Origin of the sequence: Massilia violaceinigra, assembly GCF_002752675.1 — a bacterium.
Lineage (GTDB): Bacteria > Pseudomonadota > Gammaproteobacteria > Burkholderiales > Burkholderiaceae_D > Telluria_A > Telluria_A violaceinigra.
Map to the genome: position 1 here is coordinate 5762265 of NZ_CP024608.1, position 17584 is coordinate 5779848.

General features: G+C 64.6%; 4 protein-coding genes. 1 reads left to right on the forward strand and 3 read right to left on the reverse strand.

From position 1 onward, the window contains the following. Positions 1-3: 3 nt before the first annotated feature. The 3 genes from CR152_RS24795 to udk all read right to left on the reverse strand — a co-directional run bounded on the left by CR152_RS24795 (position 4) and on the right by udk (position 16790). Positions 4-12780: a non-ribosomal peptide synthetase gene (locus tag CR152_RS24795; protein ID WP_099879433.1), complete on the reverse strand. Its 12777-nt coding sequence runs from the start codon at positions 12778-12780 to the stop codon at positions 4-6. A 1047-nt stretch (positions 12781-13827) separates the two neighbouring features. After that, positions 13828-15465: a WD40/YVTN/BNR-like repeat-containing protein gene (locus CR152_RS24800; RefSeq protein ID WP_157778720.1), complete on the reverse strand. Its 1638-nt coding sequence runs from the start codon at positions 15463-15465 to the stop codon at positions 13828-13830. Between the two features lie 683 nt (positions 15466-16148). Further along, positions 16149-16790: a uridine kinase gene (gene udk / locus CR152_RS24805; RefSeq protein ID WP_099879437.1), complete on the reverse strand. Its 642-nt coding sequence runs from the start codon at positions 16788-16790 to the stop codon at positions 16149-16151. A gap of 374 nt (positions 16791-17164) precedes the next feature. Between udk and CR152_RS24810 the strand changes: the two genes are divergently transcribed. Beyond that, a complete protein-coding gene (locus CR152_RS24810; RefSeq protein ID WP_099879439.1) occupies positions 17165-17533 on the forward strand; it encodes a hypothetical protein in 369 nt (122 codons plus the stop codon). Positions 17534-17584: the final 51 nt, after the last annotated feature.

A 17584-nucleotide genomic window follows, 5' to 3' on the forward strand; every position in this document is an offset into this window, starting at 1 on the left:
TTTTCAAGCCTTATGTTGAGAGATCACAAATTCAAGTTCATCGGCGTCGAATGCCAGCAACTCGTAATCGAGGATGACGCTGGCGAGCGCGCACAGGGTTGGGTTGGCAAAAACGTCCATGAGCGGCACGTCGACATCCCAGGTTTGCCGGATGCGGGCGATCAGCTGCATCACCAGCAGGGAATGGCCACCGAGTTCGAAGAAGTGGTCATGCCGCCCTACCCGCTCCAGCCGCAACAGATCGACCCAGATGCGGGCCAATGCCGCTTCGGTCTCGCCCTTGGGCGCGGCGTAGGCGCGTTGGGCGAAGGCCGCGCCTTCCGGCGCCGGCAGCGCCTTGCGATCGAGCTTGCCGTTCGCGCTCAGGGGCAAGGCGTCGAGCACGACGCAGGCCGCCGGCACCATGTAGTCGGGCAGTTCGCGCGCCAGCGCCGCGCGCAGCGCCTGCGGATCGGCTGCGCCAACCACGTAGGCCACCAGGCGCTGGTCGCCCGGACTGTCTTCGCGCGCCAGAACCACCACTTCGCGCACGCCGTCCTGGCGCGCAAGGTGCGCTTCGATTTCGCCCAGTTCGATGCGCTGGCCACGGATCTTGACCTGATGGTCGGTGCGGCCCAGGAATTCGACAGTGCCGTCGGCCAGCCAGCGTCCCAGGTCGCCGGTCTTGTACATGCGCGCCCCCGGCTTGCCCGCAAACGGGTCGGCCACGAAACGCTGGGCGGTCAGTTCGTCGCGATTGAGGTAGCCGCGCGCCACCTGAACGCCGCCGATATGGATTTCGCCCGCCACCCCGGCCGGCACCGGCTTTCCATGGCGGTCAAGCAGGTAGATCGTGGTGTTGGCGATCGGCCGGCCGATAGGAATGATATCGGGCAGGTCGCTCCCCTTGCAGTGCCAGGCGGTGACGTCGACCGCCGCTTCGGTCGGGCCGTACAGGTTATGCAGTTCCGTCCGCGGCAGGCATTGCACGAAGCGCCGCGCCAGGGCGCCGGGCAAGGCTTCTCCGCTGCACATGACGCGCCGAAGCTGCGCGCAGCCTTCGGCGGCGCCGCTGTCGACGAACGCCTGCAGCATCGACGGCACGAAGTGCGCCGTGGTGATGGCGTGACGCCTGATGGTGTCGGCCAGGTAGGCCGGATCCTTGTGACCGCCGGGACGGGCCATCACCAGGCGCGCGCCCTGCATCAGCGGCCAGAAAAACTCCCAGACCGACACATCGAAACTGAACGGGGTCTTTTGCAGCACCGCGTCGGCGGCATCGATGCGGTAGGCGTCCTGCATCCAGAGCAGCCGGTTGACCACCGCGGCATGCTCGTTCATGACGCCCTTGGGCTGGCCGGTGGAACCGGAGGTGTAGATCACATAAGCCAGGTGCGCGGGTGTGGGGCCCAACTGGGCCGGGGCCAGGTCCGTCGTCGGCATCGATTGCCACGGGCGCTCGGCGCAATCGAGCAGCACGGTCGGTACCTCGGCAGGCAGATCGATGCCGGCCTGCGTCAGCAGCACGCACGGTGCGCTGTCGGCCAGCATGAAGGCCAGGCGCGCGGCTGGGTACGCCGGGTCGAGCGGCACGTAGGCGGCGCCCGCCTTGAGCACCGCCAGGATGGCAACGACCATCTCCAGGCTGCGTTCCAGGCACAGGGCCACGCGCTGCTCAGGACCGGCGCCGTGCGTGCTCAGGTAATGCGCCAGCTGGTTGGCCTGTTCGTTCAGTTCACGGTACGTCAGGCGGCTCTCGTCCAGTTCCACGGCAACCGCGTGCGGCGTTGCCTGCGCTTGTTCTTCGATGATCTCGTGGATGCACAGGTCTTGCCGGTAGTCGCGCCGGGTGCGGTTCCAGCCGCGCAGTACCTGTGCGCGTTCCGTGTCCGACAGGATGTCGATGCGGTCGATGGCGCAGGTGTCGTCGTTCGCCATCCCGGCGAGCAGCAGGCTGAAACAGCCCAGGTGGCGCTCGATGGTGGCACGGTCGAACAGCGCGCTGGCAAACGTCATCCAGCCAACGATGGCACCATCGCACTCTTCCAGGTCGAGCGACAGGTCGACCGTGGCGCTAGGGTGCTCCAAGATGATTTCCTCCGTATCCACGCCATCGAGCGACGCTGCCGCCTGCGGCGTGTTCTGCCACGCGAACATCAGCTGGAAAATCGGGCTGTGCGACAGGGTGCGCTGCGGTTTTAGCGCTTCGACCACCTGCTCGAACGGCACGTCCTGGTGGCTTTGCCCCTCCAGGACGCACTCGCGCGCCTGGGCCAGCAAGGCGCCGACACTTGGGCCGCCGCTCAGGTCCAGGCGCAGCGCCAGGGTGTTGGCGAAAAAGCCGATCAGCGGCTCTAGTTCGACGCGGCCGCGATTGGCGACCGGTGAGCCGATCACCACCTCGTCCTGCCCCGCCAGGCGGGCGCTCAGGGCGCCCCATGCCGCCAGCAGGGTCATGAACAGAGTGGTACCGTGCTTTTGCGACAAGGCTTTAAGGGCGCTGGCCAGCTCGCGCTCGATCCGTACGGGCACGCTCTGGCCCGCATAGTCTTGTACGGTGGGGCGCGGCCGGTCGGTCGGCAGGGTGATGAGACCTGGCGCACCAGCCAGTTGCTGCTGCCAGTAGGCCAGCTGGATGCGTTGCACCGCCCCGTCCAGCCACTGGCGCTGCCAGAGCGCGTAGTCGGCATACTGCAGCGACAGTGCAGGCAACTCATCGCCGCAGTACAGCGCACGCAATTCGGCGGCCAGCACGCCCATTGACCAGCCGTCGGCGGCCATGTGGTGCATGGTCAGCAGCAGACAGTGGTCGTGTTCCCCCAGCCGCAGCAGGCGGCCGCGGATCGGGGAACCATGGGCCAGGTCGAACGGCGCCTGCGCTTCGTGCCGGCTCCAGCGCGCGATCGCTTCGTCACCGGATTCCCCGGCTTCGCGCAGGTCGTGGCAAACGAGCGCGAAGGCGGCGGCGGGCGCGATGTCCTGCACCGGGTGGCCGTCGACCATGCCGACACGGGTGCGCAGCACTTCGTGGCGCCGGATGATGGCGTCGAGCGCAGCCTGCAAGGCAGCCGTGTCGAGCGCGCCGCGCAGGCGCAGGCCGCGCAGCATGTGGTAGGCGGCAGCGGCGCGCTCGCTCATCTGCGAGATGAACCACAGGCGCTGCTGCGCAAACGACAGCGGCGCCACGGCAGGCCGCTGGCCGGCCACGATGGCCGGCAAGGTACTGGCGGCCGATGCGCTGACCAGCATGGCGAAGGAGCGCAGCACAGGTTTGGCGAACAGCGCGGCCAGCGGCACCTCGAGGCCGAGGCGCTGGCGCAGGCGCGACGTCATCTGCACGGCCAGCAGCGAGTGCCCTCCCAGGTCGAAAAAGTGATCGTTGCGCCCCACCCGTTCGACCTGCAGCAGTTCGGACCACAGTTCGGCGAGCGCGCCCTCGACCGGTCCTTGCGGCGCGGCGTACTCGCTGTGCGCGAACGCGGCGCCCTGCGGTGCCGGCAGGGCCTTGCGATCGAGTTTGCCGTTGGGCGTGAGCGGCAGGGACGCGAGCGGTACGTACGCCGCCGGTACCATGTGCTCGGGCAGAACGCCGGCGAGCGCGTGATGCAGGGCGCCCGCGTCGAACCCCACGCCAGTGGCGACCACATAGGCGACCAGGCGCTTGTCGCCGCGCCCGTCATCGCGTGCCAGTACCACAGCCTCGCGCACGCCGGGAAGACGCCCGAGCTGCGCTTCGATTTCGCCCAGCTCGATGCGAAAGCCACGGATTTTCACTTGCTGGTCGTTGCGGCCCAAGAATTCCATTGCGCCGTCGGGCAGCCGACAGCCCATGTCGCCGGTCTTGTACAGGCGCGCGCCGGGACCGCCGCCGAAGGGGTCCGGCACGAAACGCTGCGCGGTCAGGTCGGGGCGATTGAGGTAGCCGCGTGCCACGCCAGCGCCGCCGACGTGAATTTCGCCGGGCACGCCGGCAATCACTGGCTCGCCATGAGCGTCGAGCAGATACAGTTGCAGGTCGGGGATTGCGTGTCCGATCGGGCTGGCCTCGCGCCGGCCGGCCAGATCGGCCGCCACGATGGGCCGGTACGTCACGTGGACCGTGGTTTCGGTGATGTCGTACATATTGACCAGCTGCGTGGCGGCGGCATCGCTGCGCGCGAACCAGCGCGCCAGGCTTCCCACTTCCAGCGCTTCGCCGCCGAAGATGACGTGGCGCAGGCGGTGCGGTTGCGCTCCCTGCTGGTCCATCACTTGCAGGAAAGCGCTCGGGGTCTGGTTGAGGACCGTGACGCCGCGTTCGCACAGCAAGGCGTAAAACGCTTGCGGGTTACGCGTGGTGAGGTAGGGCACGACCACCAGGTGGCCGCCATGCAGCAGCGCGCCCCACAGCTCCCACACCGAAAAATCGAAAGCAAAGGAGTGAAACAGGGTCCACACGTCGGATGGGCCGAAGCCGAACCACGGCTGGGTGGCGCTGAACAGGCGCGCGACGTTGCCGTGTTCGACCATCACGCCCTTGGGCTGGCCGGTGGAGCCGGACGTGTAGATGACGTAGGCCAGGCTGCGCGTCGTGGCGCCCGTGTGCTCCGGATTGAGCGGGGAAAGCGACTGCCATGGCTGCGCGTCGCCATCGATGGCGAGCACGCTGACCCCGTCCGGAGCGGGAGCGGCGCCGCCGGCTTGGGTCAGCATCAGCAGGGGCGCGCTGTCACGCAGCATGTAGGCCAGCCGCTCGGCCGGATAGGCCGGGTCCATCGGAACGTAGGCGGCACCGGCCTTGAGCACGGCGAGAATGGCGACAACCATGTCCAGGCCGCGCTCCATGCAGATGGCGATGCGCTGCTCCGGGCCAGCTCCCAGGGTACGAAGATGGTGCGCCAGGCGGTTGGCCTGTTCGTTCAAGGCCGCGTAGGTGAGACAGTGATCCTCGTACGTCACCGCCACCGACTGCGGCGTGCGCGCGGCCTGCCGCTCGAACAGGTGGTCGATGCAGTGCTCCTGGGCGGGCGCCAGCGTGATCTGGCCATGCTCCTGGCGGCGCTCTTCGCGGTCGGCGATGGCGATGCGCCATGCAGGCGTTTGCGGCGCCTGTTCGAGGGCGTCGACCATGCCTTCGAGCGCGCGCTGGAGGTAGCGGCAGATGCGGGCGGCATCGACCGGGCGCGCGATCTGCACGCTCAGGTCGAAGTTTTCGCCAAGGTCGTCCACCGACAAGCCAAACGGATAGTTGGTGCGCTCGTGCGCCGACAGCATTTCGATGCCGCTGCGCCAGCCGGAATCGTCGTTGCGGTCGATCCGCTCGTTGGCGCTGTGGCGGTAGTTGAGCAAGGCGGTAAACAGGGGCACGCTATTGGGCAGCGCGCTGCATCGCTGGGCCAGGGCCAGGGGCGCGTGCTCGTGCTCCATCAATCCGGCCAGCAGCGCGTGGGTCTGGCGTACGCCATCGTGCACGCTCACCTCGCCCAGCATGACGCGCAGGGGCAGCGTGTTGATGAACAGGCCCATGGCGCGGTCGGCGCCGGCGCCACCTTGCATGCGGCCGAACAGCACAGTGCCGAAAACCGCCTCGTCGCGCCCCGTGATCTTGGCCAGCACCTGGGCCCAGGCCCAGTGAAACAGGCTGGCCGCGCTGACGCCGGCCGCCCTGGCCTGGCGGCGCAAGCGCTGCGCCAGGGCCGGGGGCAGCTGCGCCCGGACTTCCTCGATGTTGCCACCGTCGCCCTTGATGTCGGTCAGGCCGAACGGCGCGGTCGGCTCGTCCACATCGCCGAGCATCTTGCGGAAGAACGCTTCGTGGTCGCGCGCCCTGCCCTCACGGCGCGCCTCGGCGACGAAATCGCGGAACGGGACCGGTTCGGACAGCGCGTCCGCGCGCCCGGCCTGGATCAGTCCCATTTCCTGGAACATGATGTCGAGGGTGGTGTGATCGAGGATCATGTGATGCATCAGCAGTTGCAGCATCCAGCTTTGCGATGCCTCGTCGAAGGCGGCAAAGCCGTGCAGCAGCGGTGCCTGGCGCACGTCGAGGCGGAAATGCAGCGGATCGGCGACGGCGCGCAGTTGCGCGGCGGTGTCGCCCGGCCCCAGGGCCGGCGTATCGACGGTGAAGCGCGCATGGCGCCACACCACCTGTACCGGTTCGTCCAGCCCTTCCCACAGCACGGCGGTACGCAGCACGTCGTGGCGCTCGATGACCTGCTCAAGCGCGGCCACGAAGCCGTCCATGCGCGCGCGCGAGTCGAACGCCATCGTCGCCGACGACAGATAAGGATCGCCCTCGGTCTGCAGCAGATGGTGGAACAGGATGCCTTCCTGCAGTGGCGCGACCGGATAGATGTCCTGGATATTGGCCATTCCGCCCGGTACCGTGCGGGCGATGCGCTCGACCTGGCCGGCGTCGAGCTTCACCAGCGGCAGCATGGCGGGCGTGATCGCGGTGCAGCCGGCCGGAATGGCATTCGCAGGCACCGCGGCGATGACGCTCCCATGGCCGGCAGCATCGACCGCGCGCGCCAGCGCGGCCAGCGTCGGCTGCGAGAACAGGGTACGGATGTCGGCGGCCAGGTCCTGGCGGCGCATGCGCTCCATCAGCTGCACGGCCAGCAGCGAGTGGCCGCCGAGTTCGAAGAAATGGTCGTGGCGGCCGACCCGGTCGAGCTGCAGCAGCTCGGCCCAGATCGCGGCGAGCGCCGTTTCGGTCGCCCCTTGCGGCGCCTCATAGGCACGCTGGGCATACGCCGAGCCTTCCGGCGCGGGCAGCGCCTTGCGGTCCAGTTTTCCGTTAGGGGTGAGCGGCATGGCTACCAGCAGCACATAGGCTGCCGGCACCATATAGATGGGCAGCTGGCGCGCCAGGGCGTCGCGCACGGCCTGCGGGTCGACATCGCCGACCAGGTAGGCGACCAGGCGCTGCTCGCCCGGGCTGTCTTCGCGCGCCAGCACCACCGCTTCGCGCACGCCGTCGTGGCGACTGATGTGCGTTTCGATTTCACCCAGTTCGATGCGCAGGCCGCGAATCTTGACCTGGTGGTCGTTACGGCCCAAGAATTCGATGGTGCCGCCGTCGAGCCAGCGCGCCATGTCGCCGGTCCGGTACATGCGCGCATCGGGCGTCCCCGCGAACGGGTCGGCCAGGAAGCGTTCTTCGGTCAGCTGCGGCTGGTTCAGATAGCCACGCGCCACGCTGGCGCCGCCGACGTACATTTCGCCGGCCACGCCCGGCGGCACCGGCCGTCCATGCCGGTCGAGCAGATAGATGCTGGTGTTGGCGATCGGACGGCCGATATGGATCACCGGGTCCCCCGGAACAAGGCGGCCCGACGTGGCCACCACGGTCGATTCGGTCGGACCGTAATTGTTGACGACCTCGAAAGGCAGATCGGCAGCGGGGGCCTTGAGCAGGCGGTCGCCGCCGATCAGCAGGGTTCTCAAGCGCTCGTTGCCCTTGCGCTCGCGGCGCAATGCCACATCGGCCAGCGCGGTGACGAGGAAGCTGTTGTGCAGGTCCTGCCGCTCCCACCAGTCGAGCAGCGCGACCGGATCGCCTGCGGCGTCGGCCGGCGCCAAGGTCAGCACGGCGCCCATGCACAGGGGCGGCCAGACTTCCCAGGTGCAGGCGTCGAAGGCGATGCCCGCACTGCTCGAGGCCCGCTCGCCGGCGGCCAGCGGAAAGCTGTCGGTATGCCAGCCAACCAGGTTTGCCACGTTGCGGTGTTCGACCATGACGCCTTTCGGCTTGCCGGTCGAGCCGGACGTATAGATCACGTAAGCGAGATGCGTCGATGCCAGGCCGTTCGCGGCGCGCCCGGGATTGGCCGCGTCAGCGTCGGCCCACGGCACGAACGCCGCATCGAGTTCGAGTACCGTGGCCGTCATGAGAGCGCGGCAGGCCGGCAGCCGTTCCTGCACCGATGCCTGGGTGAGCACCACCTTCGGACGGCAATCGTCGAGCATGAAAGCAAGGCGCTCGGATGGATAGTGCGGGTCGAGCGGCACGTAGGCGCCGCCCGCCTTGAGCGTGGCGAGCATGCCGACCACCAGCGCCACGCCGCGCTCCAGGGCCAGCGCAACGCGCGTGTCCGGCCGCACGCCGAGGCGCAGTAGGTGATGGGCCAGGCGGTTGGCACGCTCGTTCAGGTCGCGGTAGCTGAGCGTTTCTCCGTCCGCCTCCAGGGCGATCGCCGCGGGCGATTGCGCCGCGCGCAGCTCGAGCAGTTCATGCACGAACGACGCGCCGACTTCGCGCCGGGTGTCGTTCCAGGTGCGCAGCACTTCATGGCGCTGGGCGGCGTTCATTACATCGATGCGCGATGCCGGCGTTTGCGGTGCGTGTTCCAGCGCTTCGGCGATCTGCTCGAGCGCCGTATGCATATAGTCGCAAATCCGGTCCGCCGGCACCGGCAGCGCGATCAGGGTACTGAGCCGGAAATCGTGTTCCAGGTCGTCGACGCGCAAGCTGAATGGGTAGTTGCTCAGCTCCTGCACCGGCTCCATTGCAATGCCCTCGCCCCAGCGAACCGTGTCGAGCCCGACGCCGTGGCGGTAATTCAGCAGCGAAGAGAACAAGGGCGTGCCGTTCGGAAGCGCGCTGCAGCGCTGGGCCAGTGCCAGCGACGCATCTTCATGCATGACCAGACGGGCCAGGGCCGCGTGGGTGTCGCGCACGCTCTCCACAACGCTGGTGTCGCCCAGGCGGATGCGCAGCGGCAGCGTATTGACGAACAGGCCCATGGCGCGGCCGGCGTCGGCCCCGCCTTGCATGCGCCCATACAGGACCGTGCCGAAGACGATGTCGTCGCGCCCCGTTCCGCGCGCCAGTACCTGTGCCCATGCCGCGTGAAACAGGCTGGCCGGGCTGACACCGAGCGCCCTGGCTTGCCGCCGCAAGCGTTGCGACAGGCTTGCGCCGAGCATGCGTTCGGCTTCGCGGATGGTGCTGCCGTCGCCGCGTACGTCGGCCAGGCCGAAAGGCGTGGTCGGCTCGTCGACGTCGCCGAGCATGTCGCGGTAAAAGGCTTCGTGCGCGGCCGCCCTACCCGTCTGGCGCGAACGCGCGATGAAATCGCGGAACGGGACCGGCGGCGGCAGGGATTGCGCGCCGCCAGCCTGGATGGTGGCCACCTCGCGCAACAGGAGGGCCAGCGTGGCGTGATCGACCACCATGTGATGCAGCAGCAGCTGCAGCAGCCAGCACTGCCGGTCGGCGTCGAAGGCGGCAAAGGCCCGCATCAGCGGCGCCTGGCGCAGGTCGAGGCGCAAGCGCCGCGGGTCGGTATGTTCGGCCAGGCCGGCTGCCGCCTCGCCATGCGCAAACGTGAGTACCTGCACGTCGAGCGGTGCGCTGCGCCAGACCACCTGCACCGGTTCCTTCAAGCCTTCCCACACGACGGCGGTGCGCAGCGCGTCATGGCGATCGATGACCTGCTGCAGCGCCTGCACGAAACCGTCCATGCGCTGGCGCGAATCGAAGGACCAGGCGGCAAGCAGCAGATAGGGATCGCCTTCGGTCTGCATCAGGTGGTGAAACAGGATCCCTTCCTGCAGCGGCGCCAGCGGGTAGATATCCTGGATGTTGGCCGCGCCGCCGGGTACTACCGCGGCGATCCGATCGATCTGTAGCGCGTCAAGTTCGATCAGCGGGAGCATGGCGGGGGTGATGCTGGCGCAGCCAGTGGGAATAGCGTTCGGCGCGACCGGAGCGTCGGCGCGGCACGGTTCCCCATGTTCCACCGCCAGGGCCAGGGCGGCGATGGTCGGCTGGGCGAACAAGGTGCGGATATCGGCGGCGAGCGATGCGCCACGCATGCGTTCCATCAGTTCGACCGCCAGCAGCGAGTGGCCACCGAGTTCGAAGAAGTGGTCGTCACGTCCCACCGGCCCGCATTGCAGCAGGTCGGCCCAGATGGCGGCCAGTGCCTGTTCGAGCGGGCCTTGCGGCGCCGCGTACGGGCGCTGCGCAAAGGCGGACGCCCCGGGAGCCGGCAGCAGCTTGCGGTCGATTTTCCCGTTGGGGGTGAGCGGCAGCGCGTCGAGCGGCACGCACGCGGCGGGAACCATGTAGGCCGGCAGAGAGAGAGAGAGCGCAGCGCGCACCGCGCGCGCGTCGGCGGTCCCGGTGATATAGGCCACCAGGCGCGGATCGCCCGGGATATCTTCGCGCGCCAGCACCACCGCTTCGCGCACGCCGGGCTGGCACGCCAGTTGCGCTTCGATTTCGCCCAGTTCGATCCGCAGCCCGCGGATCTTGACCTGCTGGTCGTTGCGGCCCAAAAATTCGATGGTGCCGTCGTCCAGCCAGCGCGCCAGGTCACCCGTCCTGTACATCCGCGCATCGGGCGCGCCGGCGAACGGGTCGGCCAGGAAGCGCTCCCCGGTCAAGCGCGGCTGGTTCAGGTAGCCGCGCGCCACGCCGGCGCCGCCGATGTACATTTCGCCCGCTACCCCCACGGGAACCGGCTGGCCATGGCGGTCGAGCAGATAGATACTGGTGTTGGCAATGGGACGGCCGATGTGGATGACCGCGTCGCCCGGAAGAATGCGGCCGGACGTGGCGACCACGGTGGTTTCGGTCGGTCCGTAGTTGTTGACGAGTTCGAAGTCGACATCGGCGGCGGGCGCCCTGGCCAGTCGGTCGCCGCCAACCAGCAAGGTGCGCAGCGGCCTGGCGGCGCGCGCATCGCGCTTCATGGCGATATCGGCCAGCGCGGTCACCAGGAAGCTGGTGTGCAGATCCTGCTGGTTCCACCAGTCCAGCAATGCAACGGGGTCGCCCGCGGCATCGGCCGGCGCCAGCGCCAGTACGGCGCCCATGCACAATGGCGGCCAGACTTCCCAGGTACAGGCGTCGAAGGCGATGCCGGCGGTACTCGAAGCGCGTTCGCCGGGGGCCAGCGGAAAGGTTTCGCAGTGCCAGCCGATCAGATTGACCAGGTTGCGGTGTTCGACCATCACGCCTTTCGGCTGCCCGGTGGAGCCGGACGTGTAGATGACGTAGGCCAGGTGCGATGAAGCCAGGCCATTCATGGCGCGCGACAGGTCGCCGCAGGGCTGTTGCTGCCATGGCGGCAGCGGCGAGTCGAGTGCGAGTACGGTCATTCCGGCCGCCGGCTCGATGCCGTCCACCAGGCGCGACTGGGTCAGCAACACCGCTGCGCCGCTGTCGGCGAGCATCCAGGCGACGCGCACTGGCGGATAAGCCGGGTCGAGCGGCACATAGGCGCCGCCGGCCTTGAGCACGGCGAGCATGGCGATGACCATGTCCGCACCGCGTTCCAGGTAGAGGGCAACGGTCGCATCGGGCGCCACTCCCACGGTGCGCAGGTGATGCGCCAGCTGGTTGGCGCGCGCGTTGAGGGCGCCGTAGCTCAAGGCGCCGGCGCCGGACTCGATCGCGATGGCATCGGGCGCGCTCTGCGCCTGCCGTTCGACCAGCTGGTGGACGCAAACGTCTTGCGGGTAGTGGCGCGCGGTGGCGTTAAAGCCGGCGAGCACGCGTCGCCGTTCCGCAGCGCCCAGCAGCGGCAATGCGGACAATGCCGATGGGGCGCCGGCTGCCACTGCCTCGATCACGACGGCAAGCGCGCGTTGCAGCGCCGCGACATACGGGTAGGCCAGTACCTGCCTGTTCCAGTGAAAATCGAGTCGCGTGTGGGCTGCGTCACCGTGGACGAGCACTGCCAGCGCGGCATGTTCCAGGCCGTGGCCGAAGAACGCCGGGCCGTCTCCGCCAGCCTCGGACGCAGCATCGTCCACGCACAGGACCACGTCGGCCAGGCGCTGCGCCGCATCTGCGCGCCAGGCAAGACGCGACAGCGGGTAGCGTTCATGCGCCACACATAGCCCCACTTCGTCGGCTACGCGCCGCATGTTGTGGGCGAAGGTGTCGTCATCGCGCAAGCGGATGGTTACCGGAACGACCGTCGAGAAGCGCCCAAGCGCGCGCTGGTGTTGCCGTTCGAGGCCGATGACGACCGTGCCGCCGGCCGCCTGCATGCGGTCGAACCAGGTGGCGAGCGCCGTCAATAACACATCGGTCAGCGTGCAGGCATGCTCGCTTGCGGTTGCTTCAAGCCGCGCACGCAGCGCCGGCACGATGTGCCACGACACTGTGTTTGCCGCGCTGTTGTCGGGCGCACGGGCGTGTGGCGCGAACAGAGGGGCCGGTGGTACGGGAAAACGCTCTTGCCAGAAGGCCTGGTCGCGCGCGCAGGCGGCCGAGGCCAGATAGGCATCGTCCGCGCGCGACTGGTCGAGCAAGGGGTGCGCGGCCGGTGCGAGGACCTGTCCGGCATCGACAATGGCGCGATGGAGCAGCCGGAGGGCTGCGCTGTCGCAGACAAGAGGATGGCAGCGACATACCCACGTGCCGTCCTGCGGGCCGGAGCGGACCAGCAGCAACTCCCAGAGCAGGCTGCCGTCGAGGGCGAAAGGCGCACTTTTCGCCTCTTCTATATAGCGCGCCGCGCGTTGCGCGCTGTCGGCGTGGCCCGACAGATCGACAATGCGTAGTGGCGCTTCGGCCGCCGCCAGGATATGCGGAACGGGAATGTTGTCGACCACGCCGCCCGCCTGGACCAGCACCATGCGCAAGACATCGTGCGCATCGACCAGGCGCTGGAGAACGGCGCGCAAGTCCGACGGATCGCATGGCCGCGTTACCGGACAAACCCATCCGGCGCTGCAGGAACAGCGATTGGCCAGATGCGCCAGGTTGGACCAGACTGCTTCCTGTGCGATCGAAAACCGTGCGGCCAACATGGCTGCGGGATAATCGGTATGCTTGTCTCCACTCGTCCGTTCCATTCCACTCCTCCGAAGTTGATGCTCAGCAGCAAACTGTCTGCCTTTACAATGTCGTTAGTAACTTGGGCAAGGCTGAGCACGGGCACCATTCATATCGGATAAGTGGTCGGCGATAATCATGGCAGGCGTGCGAAACGATTATCGAGAGAACATTCTGCCGCGACCTCGGCGTTTATAACCGATGCCATTTCCCGTAATCGCATTATGTTTATTTTTATTAACTAAAATTCCGGCTTTATGATCGCCGCCACTGCTCCGGTGGCTTGCTGGCGTGTCTTTCCCCACCCGCGCGCGGTGTGGCTCCCTGCATGCGCAAGGGTGATAGTCAGATTAAAAAATGTTCTGGCTAGGTGGGCCCGGCGAGGGAATCGCAGCGGCTACACGCGTGACTGGCCAGGGAAAGAGGCAGATCGGGAAGACGGGAATCTCTGGATGTTCGATATTGTAGAAGGCACGACATAAACTCATATCCTATGCAGGTGCATTGAAAAGCGTAAATATTCGTATTTCCCGGCGGCATAGCTATCAGCTCGCACAGCCAGAACAGTAAAGCAATTATCACGGTTTGTCATTTTCTTTTTTTAATATGCGAATTGCATAAAAATTAATTTAATGAAATGAATATAGCGATAAAAAAGAATTATTTGCCGAATATTAAGTGACATTATCTTTTTACTGAGCAGCATCGATTAAATGCAGGAAATTTTTCTTGTGTCCATGGAGATGGGGAATATGGCAGCCGCTCTGAATTGGCTGTGACCAAGTGCGAGCCAGCGTCGCGCGGGGGCGGTACACGTATGCCGGCTATTCGCCAGCCGGACTTGCTGCGCGATGAAGGGCATGTGGATGTGCGGATGGCGCCAGCCGCATTCGACGATCCGGTCGACCGGGCGGCCGCGGGGGTGAGAGGGCACCCGGCTGCTTCACCTGGACGAGTTGCTGCAAGTTGCAGGCAGCCATCCGTCAATCAGGTACAACGTGGCCCGCGCGAGGCCGATGGAGCGCAATATCGTGCCTGCCGCGCGTCACCTGCGCGTCATGCGGCGGTTATTTCGGCTGGCGATTCAAGGTGTCGTCCCCGGAGGCGGGCGCGACATCAGGAAGTTTTCTTATGTCTCGCATCCAGGTACGCCCGCCATCGGCACTCGAGAATATGCGAACGTCCCGATCGATATAAAGCAGTACGGATTTTTTCACGACCATCCTGGTACTTTTCAACGGAGTTTCCGCTAGCAAATCTGTCCAGGTACGCCCCCCGTCCTTCGAATGCCTGATACGTGAGCTGGTGACAAATGCCCCGCCGACATGACAGAGCGACCATGCTTCATTCTTGTTAAGCATCGCGAAGTCGTGCACGATGGACACAAAGCCGCCGCAGGCATAATCAAGTTTGCTCCAGCTTGCTCCCTCATCGTGAGAAAGGTGGGGCTTCTGAAAAAAGCCGGTGGAATATACTGACTCACCGTTGCTGCCAATCTCTTGAATCTCCTGCGGCACACGGGACACTGTCCATGTCCGTGTCGCCAAATCGAGGGAATGTATTTCCTTGCCCGGAAGGATCAAAAGATACTTTCCATTGTGAATCGCGGCTCGGCTTGGCATGTTTACATGCGGTAAAATGCCCATCCCCTGCAGATTTGCAAGTTCACCCCATCGGCTACCGGGAGTGTTCATTCGACTGTGCAAAGAGATTTTGCCCTGAGCAATACTCATCACGAACAGTTCCCCATTGACTTCGGCCACATGCGCTATCAGGCCGTTTTCAATCGGGATGTCCAAATCCACCCAAGTAAGACCGCCATCCGTCGACTGCTTGAGCATGCCCTCTTCCCCGCCCACCGTGATGTGCATGCGGCTTCTCGCATACAGGGCAGTGATCTCGCGAGGGTCATCCAAATCGATATTCCTCCACTCACCCGACCTGCTACGCAACAGTAATTGCCCCAGATTGCTACCGGCGAGTAGCTCACCGTCCGGCAATTCTTGGGCTGCATTCAAAGAGTAAGTGCTCGTTTTAGACAGCATGACCCGAAGCGCGGGATCCTTCGCACCTTCCCAGGCAATGCGTTTTTCGGTCTCGGCCATCTTCTTGACCATGCCGCCAATCAGCGCTCCGGTTATACCGTACTGCAACGACATCGGGATTGCCTGACCGGACGCACCCACGCCTGGCGTAGCCACTTTGCGCCATCCGATCACTGCGGTGTCGCTGAGGTCTTTCGCCAGCGCTGGAAATTCCTTTGACAGGGTACGGGCGAGATCGACCTGTTTATCATAAATAACGAAAGTCGCCTTTCCTTCGCCGATCGGCTGGTAGATCAGCGTTCCCAGGTTGGTCAATGCCCCCGGCCGTACCGCGAAGTCGAACCCCGCCCCTATCTCGGGCGTACTTTGCAGGCCAACGATGCGTTGCAAGCGATAATTTCCTTCAGGAAGATAGCCGGCGAAGATCTTCGATGTATGCCGGCTATGCGACACTTTCAGTTCCAGCTTAAATTCCTTGTCCATACCAGAAATTACATTGAGGTGTGTCCAGCTATGAGGTTGCGTATCTGGCGTGTTGGCAAACACACGGATCGCCACGAAACCTTGATGCTGAGAGACATTATTTCCCCCTTCCGTTGCGGCGGCAGAAGCCGAGGCGCAACAAGCGGCCAACCACAGCAAAGCGATCAGTTGTTTCATTTTGTTCTTTCTTTCAGTAGTCGTCGCTGACAAACCCAAGACCAACACGTGCGGCCAGGTCAAGAATACTCCTGGCTATCGGTGGCGCATTTACCGATAAAACTCGACTCGCGCTCATTGTTTCCGTGACGAAAGTAAAGCTGCCTCGATTTGATGACCGCGACATGCATCCAACCTCCGGCTCGCCCAGAAATGTTTTCCGTACTTTTTCCGTACCCAATGAAAAAGGGGCTGGCGATCTATCGCAAGCCCTTGATTTCATTAGCATCGTTGATTGGCAAGGGAAGTTTCGAATGTACCATCCCGGTAAGAATAGAACATCCCACAATGCTCCGCCAGAGGAACGGGTAGTCGCTTCAAGCGCTCATGGTTACTGCAGAGCACGCTATCATCACATACGGATGCCGCAATTTCCCCCAAATTGTGAGGCTCCACGTCCACACGTGGGCTGATAGTCTCGCAGGAAACATGCGGCGACGCCGATCGATATCCTTGTCGACATCGTGATGTTGCGCGGGCTGCGCGCCACTATTTTCAAAGCGCGACCCAAGCGCTAACCTGAGTGCGGTATGTATACGACACCCTGAGAGATTGGGGCGGATGACATGGCCACAGCAGCGTGCGCGGGTGCGTTACATCGTGGCTCGACAGCAGCAGATGCCGAGGCAATCGAGGAGGTCAGGTCAGGGCCGCTTCAACTGGCCGATGACGCTCGCCACTTTCGTCGTGATCACATCGATTGCCGGGCCATTAGCACCGTGAGGCAAAATGACGTCGGCGTGACGCTTGGTCGGCTCGATGAACTGCTTGTGCATCGGCCGCACTGTTTCCAGGTACTGGCCGACAACGCTTTCAACCGTACGCCCGCGTTCGGTAATATCCCTTTCCATGCGGCGGATGAAGCGGACATCGGGAGCGGTGTCGACAAAGATCTTCAGCGACATCATTTTGCGCAGGTCTGCGTCATACAAGGCAAACAGGCCTTCGATCACGATGACCGGGGCAGGTTTGACTGGAATGGTTTTGTCGGAGCGGTTGTCGATCGTGAAATCGTACTCTGGCATCTCGATCGGCTCGCCGTTACGCAAGGCCTGGATATGCTGTACCAGCAGCGGCCAGTCGAATGCCTGCGGATGGTCGTAATTCTGCTTGCGGCGGACTTCGGGAGTGAGATCGGTTTGGTCGCAGTAGTAATCGTCCTGCATCACGACCGACACCATATCGGCACCAAACGAAGCTAGTACTTGCTGAGTCACCGTTGACTTGCCACTGCCGCTTCCGCCAGCGACACCAATGACAAACGGAGGGGAAGAAATCTTATTCATCCCCGCATGATACCGGAGCGGCGCTGGAACTGACAGGGTAAAGGCGCTGAAGCCGGCTCTTTATGTTTCGAAAGACCGCCTTTTACAGCAGGTCGAGGAGCAAAGCTGTTGGGGCAGCGGGAGGTCGCTAAACCTCAGGAATTTTGCCGTTGCGTGTCCGTTTGGGGTGGGGATTGAATCAGTCAATGCAACACACCGTTCACAATCGTCGACCAGGAAACAGGCTGTGTATGTTGGCGCTGCATTCGCTAGAGTTCGTGCATGAAAAACAAATCGATTGATCTCGTGCGCGGGCACAGCACAAGTCGGCCGTGCCGCGCCCGCCCCGTCAAAACCCGTTCAACCTGTCTGGCCCGCCCATTGGAGACCATATCGTGAATCCGTGGTTTCTTTCCGGCAGCATACTGATGATCATCGTGGGCGTGGTGCACTCGGTGTTTGGCGAGCGCCTGATTTTCAGCCGATTGCGAGCCGGGGGCCTGATTCCGACCGATGGCGGCAGTCATTTGCTCGAGCGCCATGTGCGCATCCTGTGGGCTACCTGGCATCTCTCCAGCGTATTGGGCTGGGCAGCGGCGTTCATCCTGCTTTACGCGTCCAATGCGGCGGTGCCGGCGTTGGTCATCGACGCGCTCGTGGTGGCTGCGGCAGCGGGCGGCATGTTGGTGCTGGTGGGGACCCATGGCAAGCATCCGGGCTGGATCGCACTGCTGATAGTGGCGCTGCTGGTGTGGTACGGGTGAAAGCCTGGAGCGGAAAACCATGATGATCGGCAAGTTTATAATAGCGCGCTC

Coding starts and splice junctions, on each gene's coding strand:
- CR152_RS24800 (WP_157778720.1), bottom strand. CDS start 15,465: ATGAAACAACTGATCGCTTTGCTGTGGTTGGCCGCTTGTTGCGCCTCG.
- CR152_RS24795 (WP_099879433.1), bottom strand. CDS start 12,780: ATGGAACGGACGAGTGGAGACAAGCATACCGATTATCCCGCAGCCATG.
- udk (WP_099879437.1), bottom strand. CDS start 16,790: ATGAATAAGATTTCTTCCCCTCCGTTTGTCATTGGTGTCGCTGGCGGA.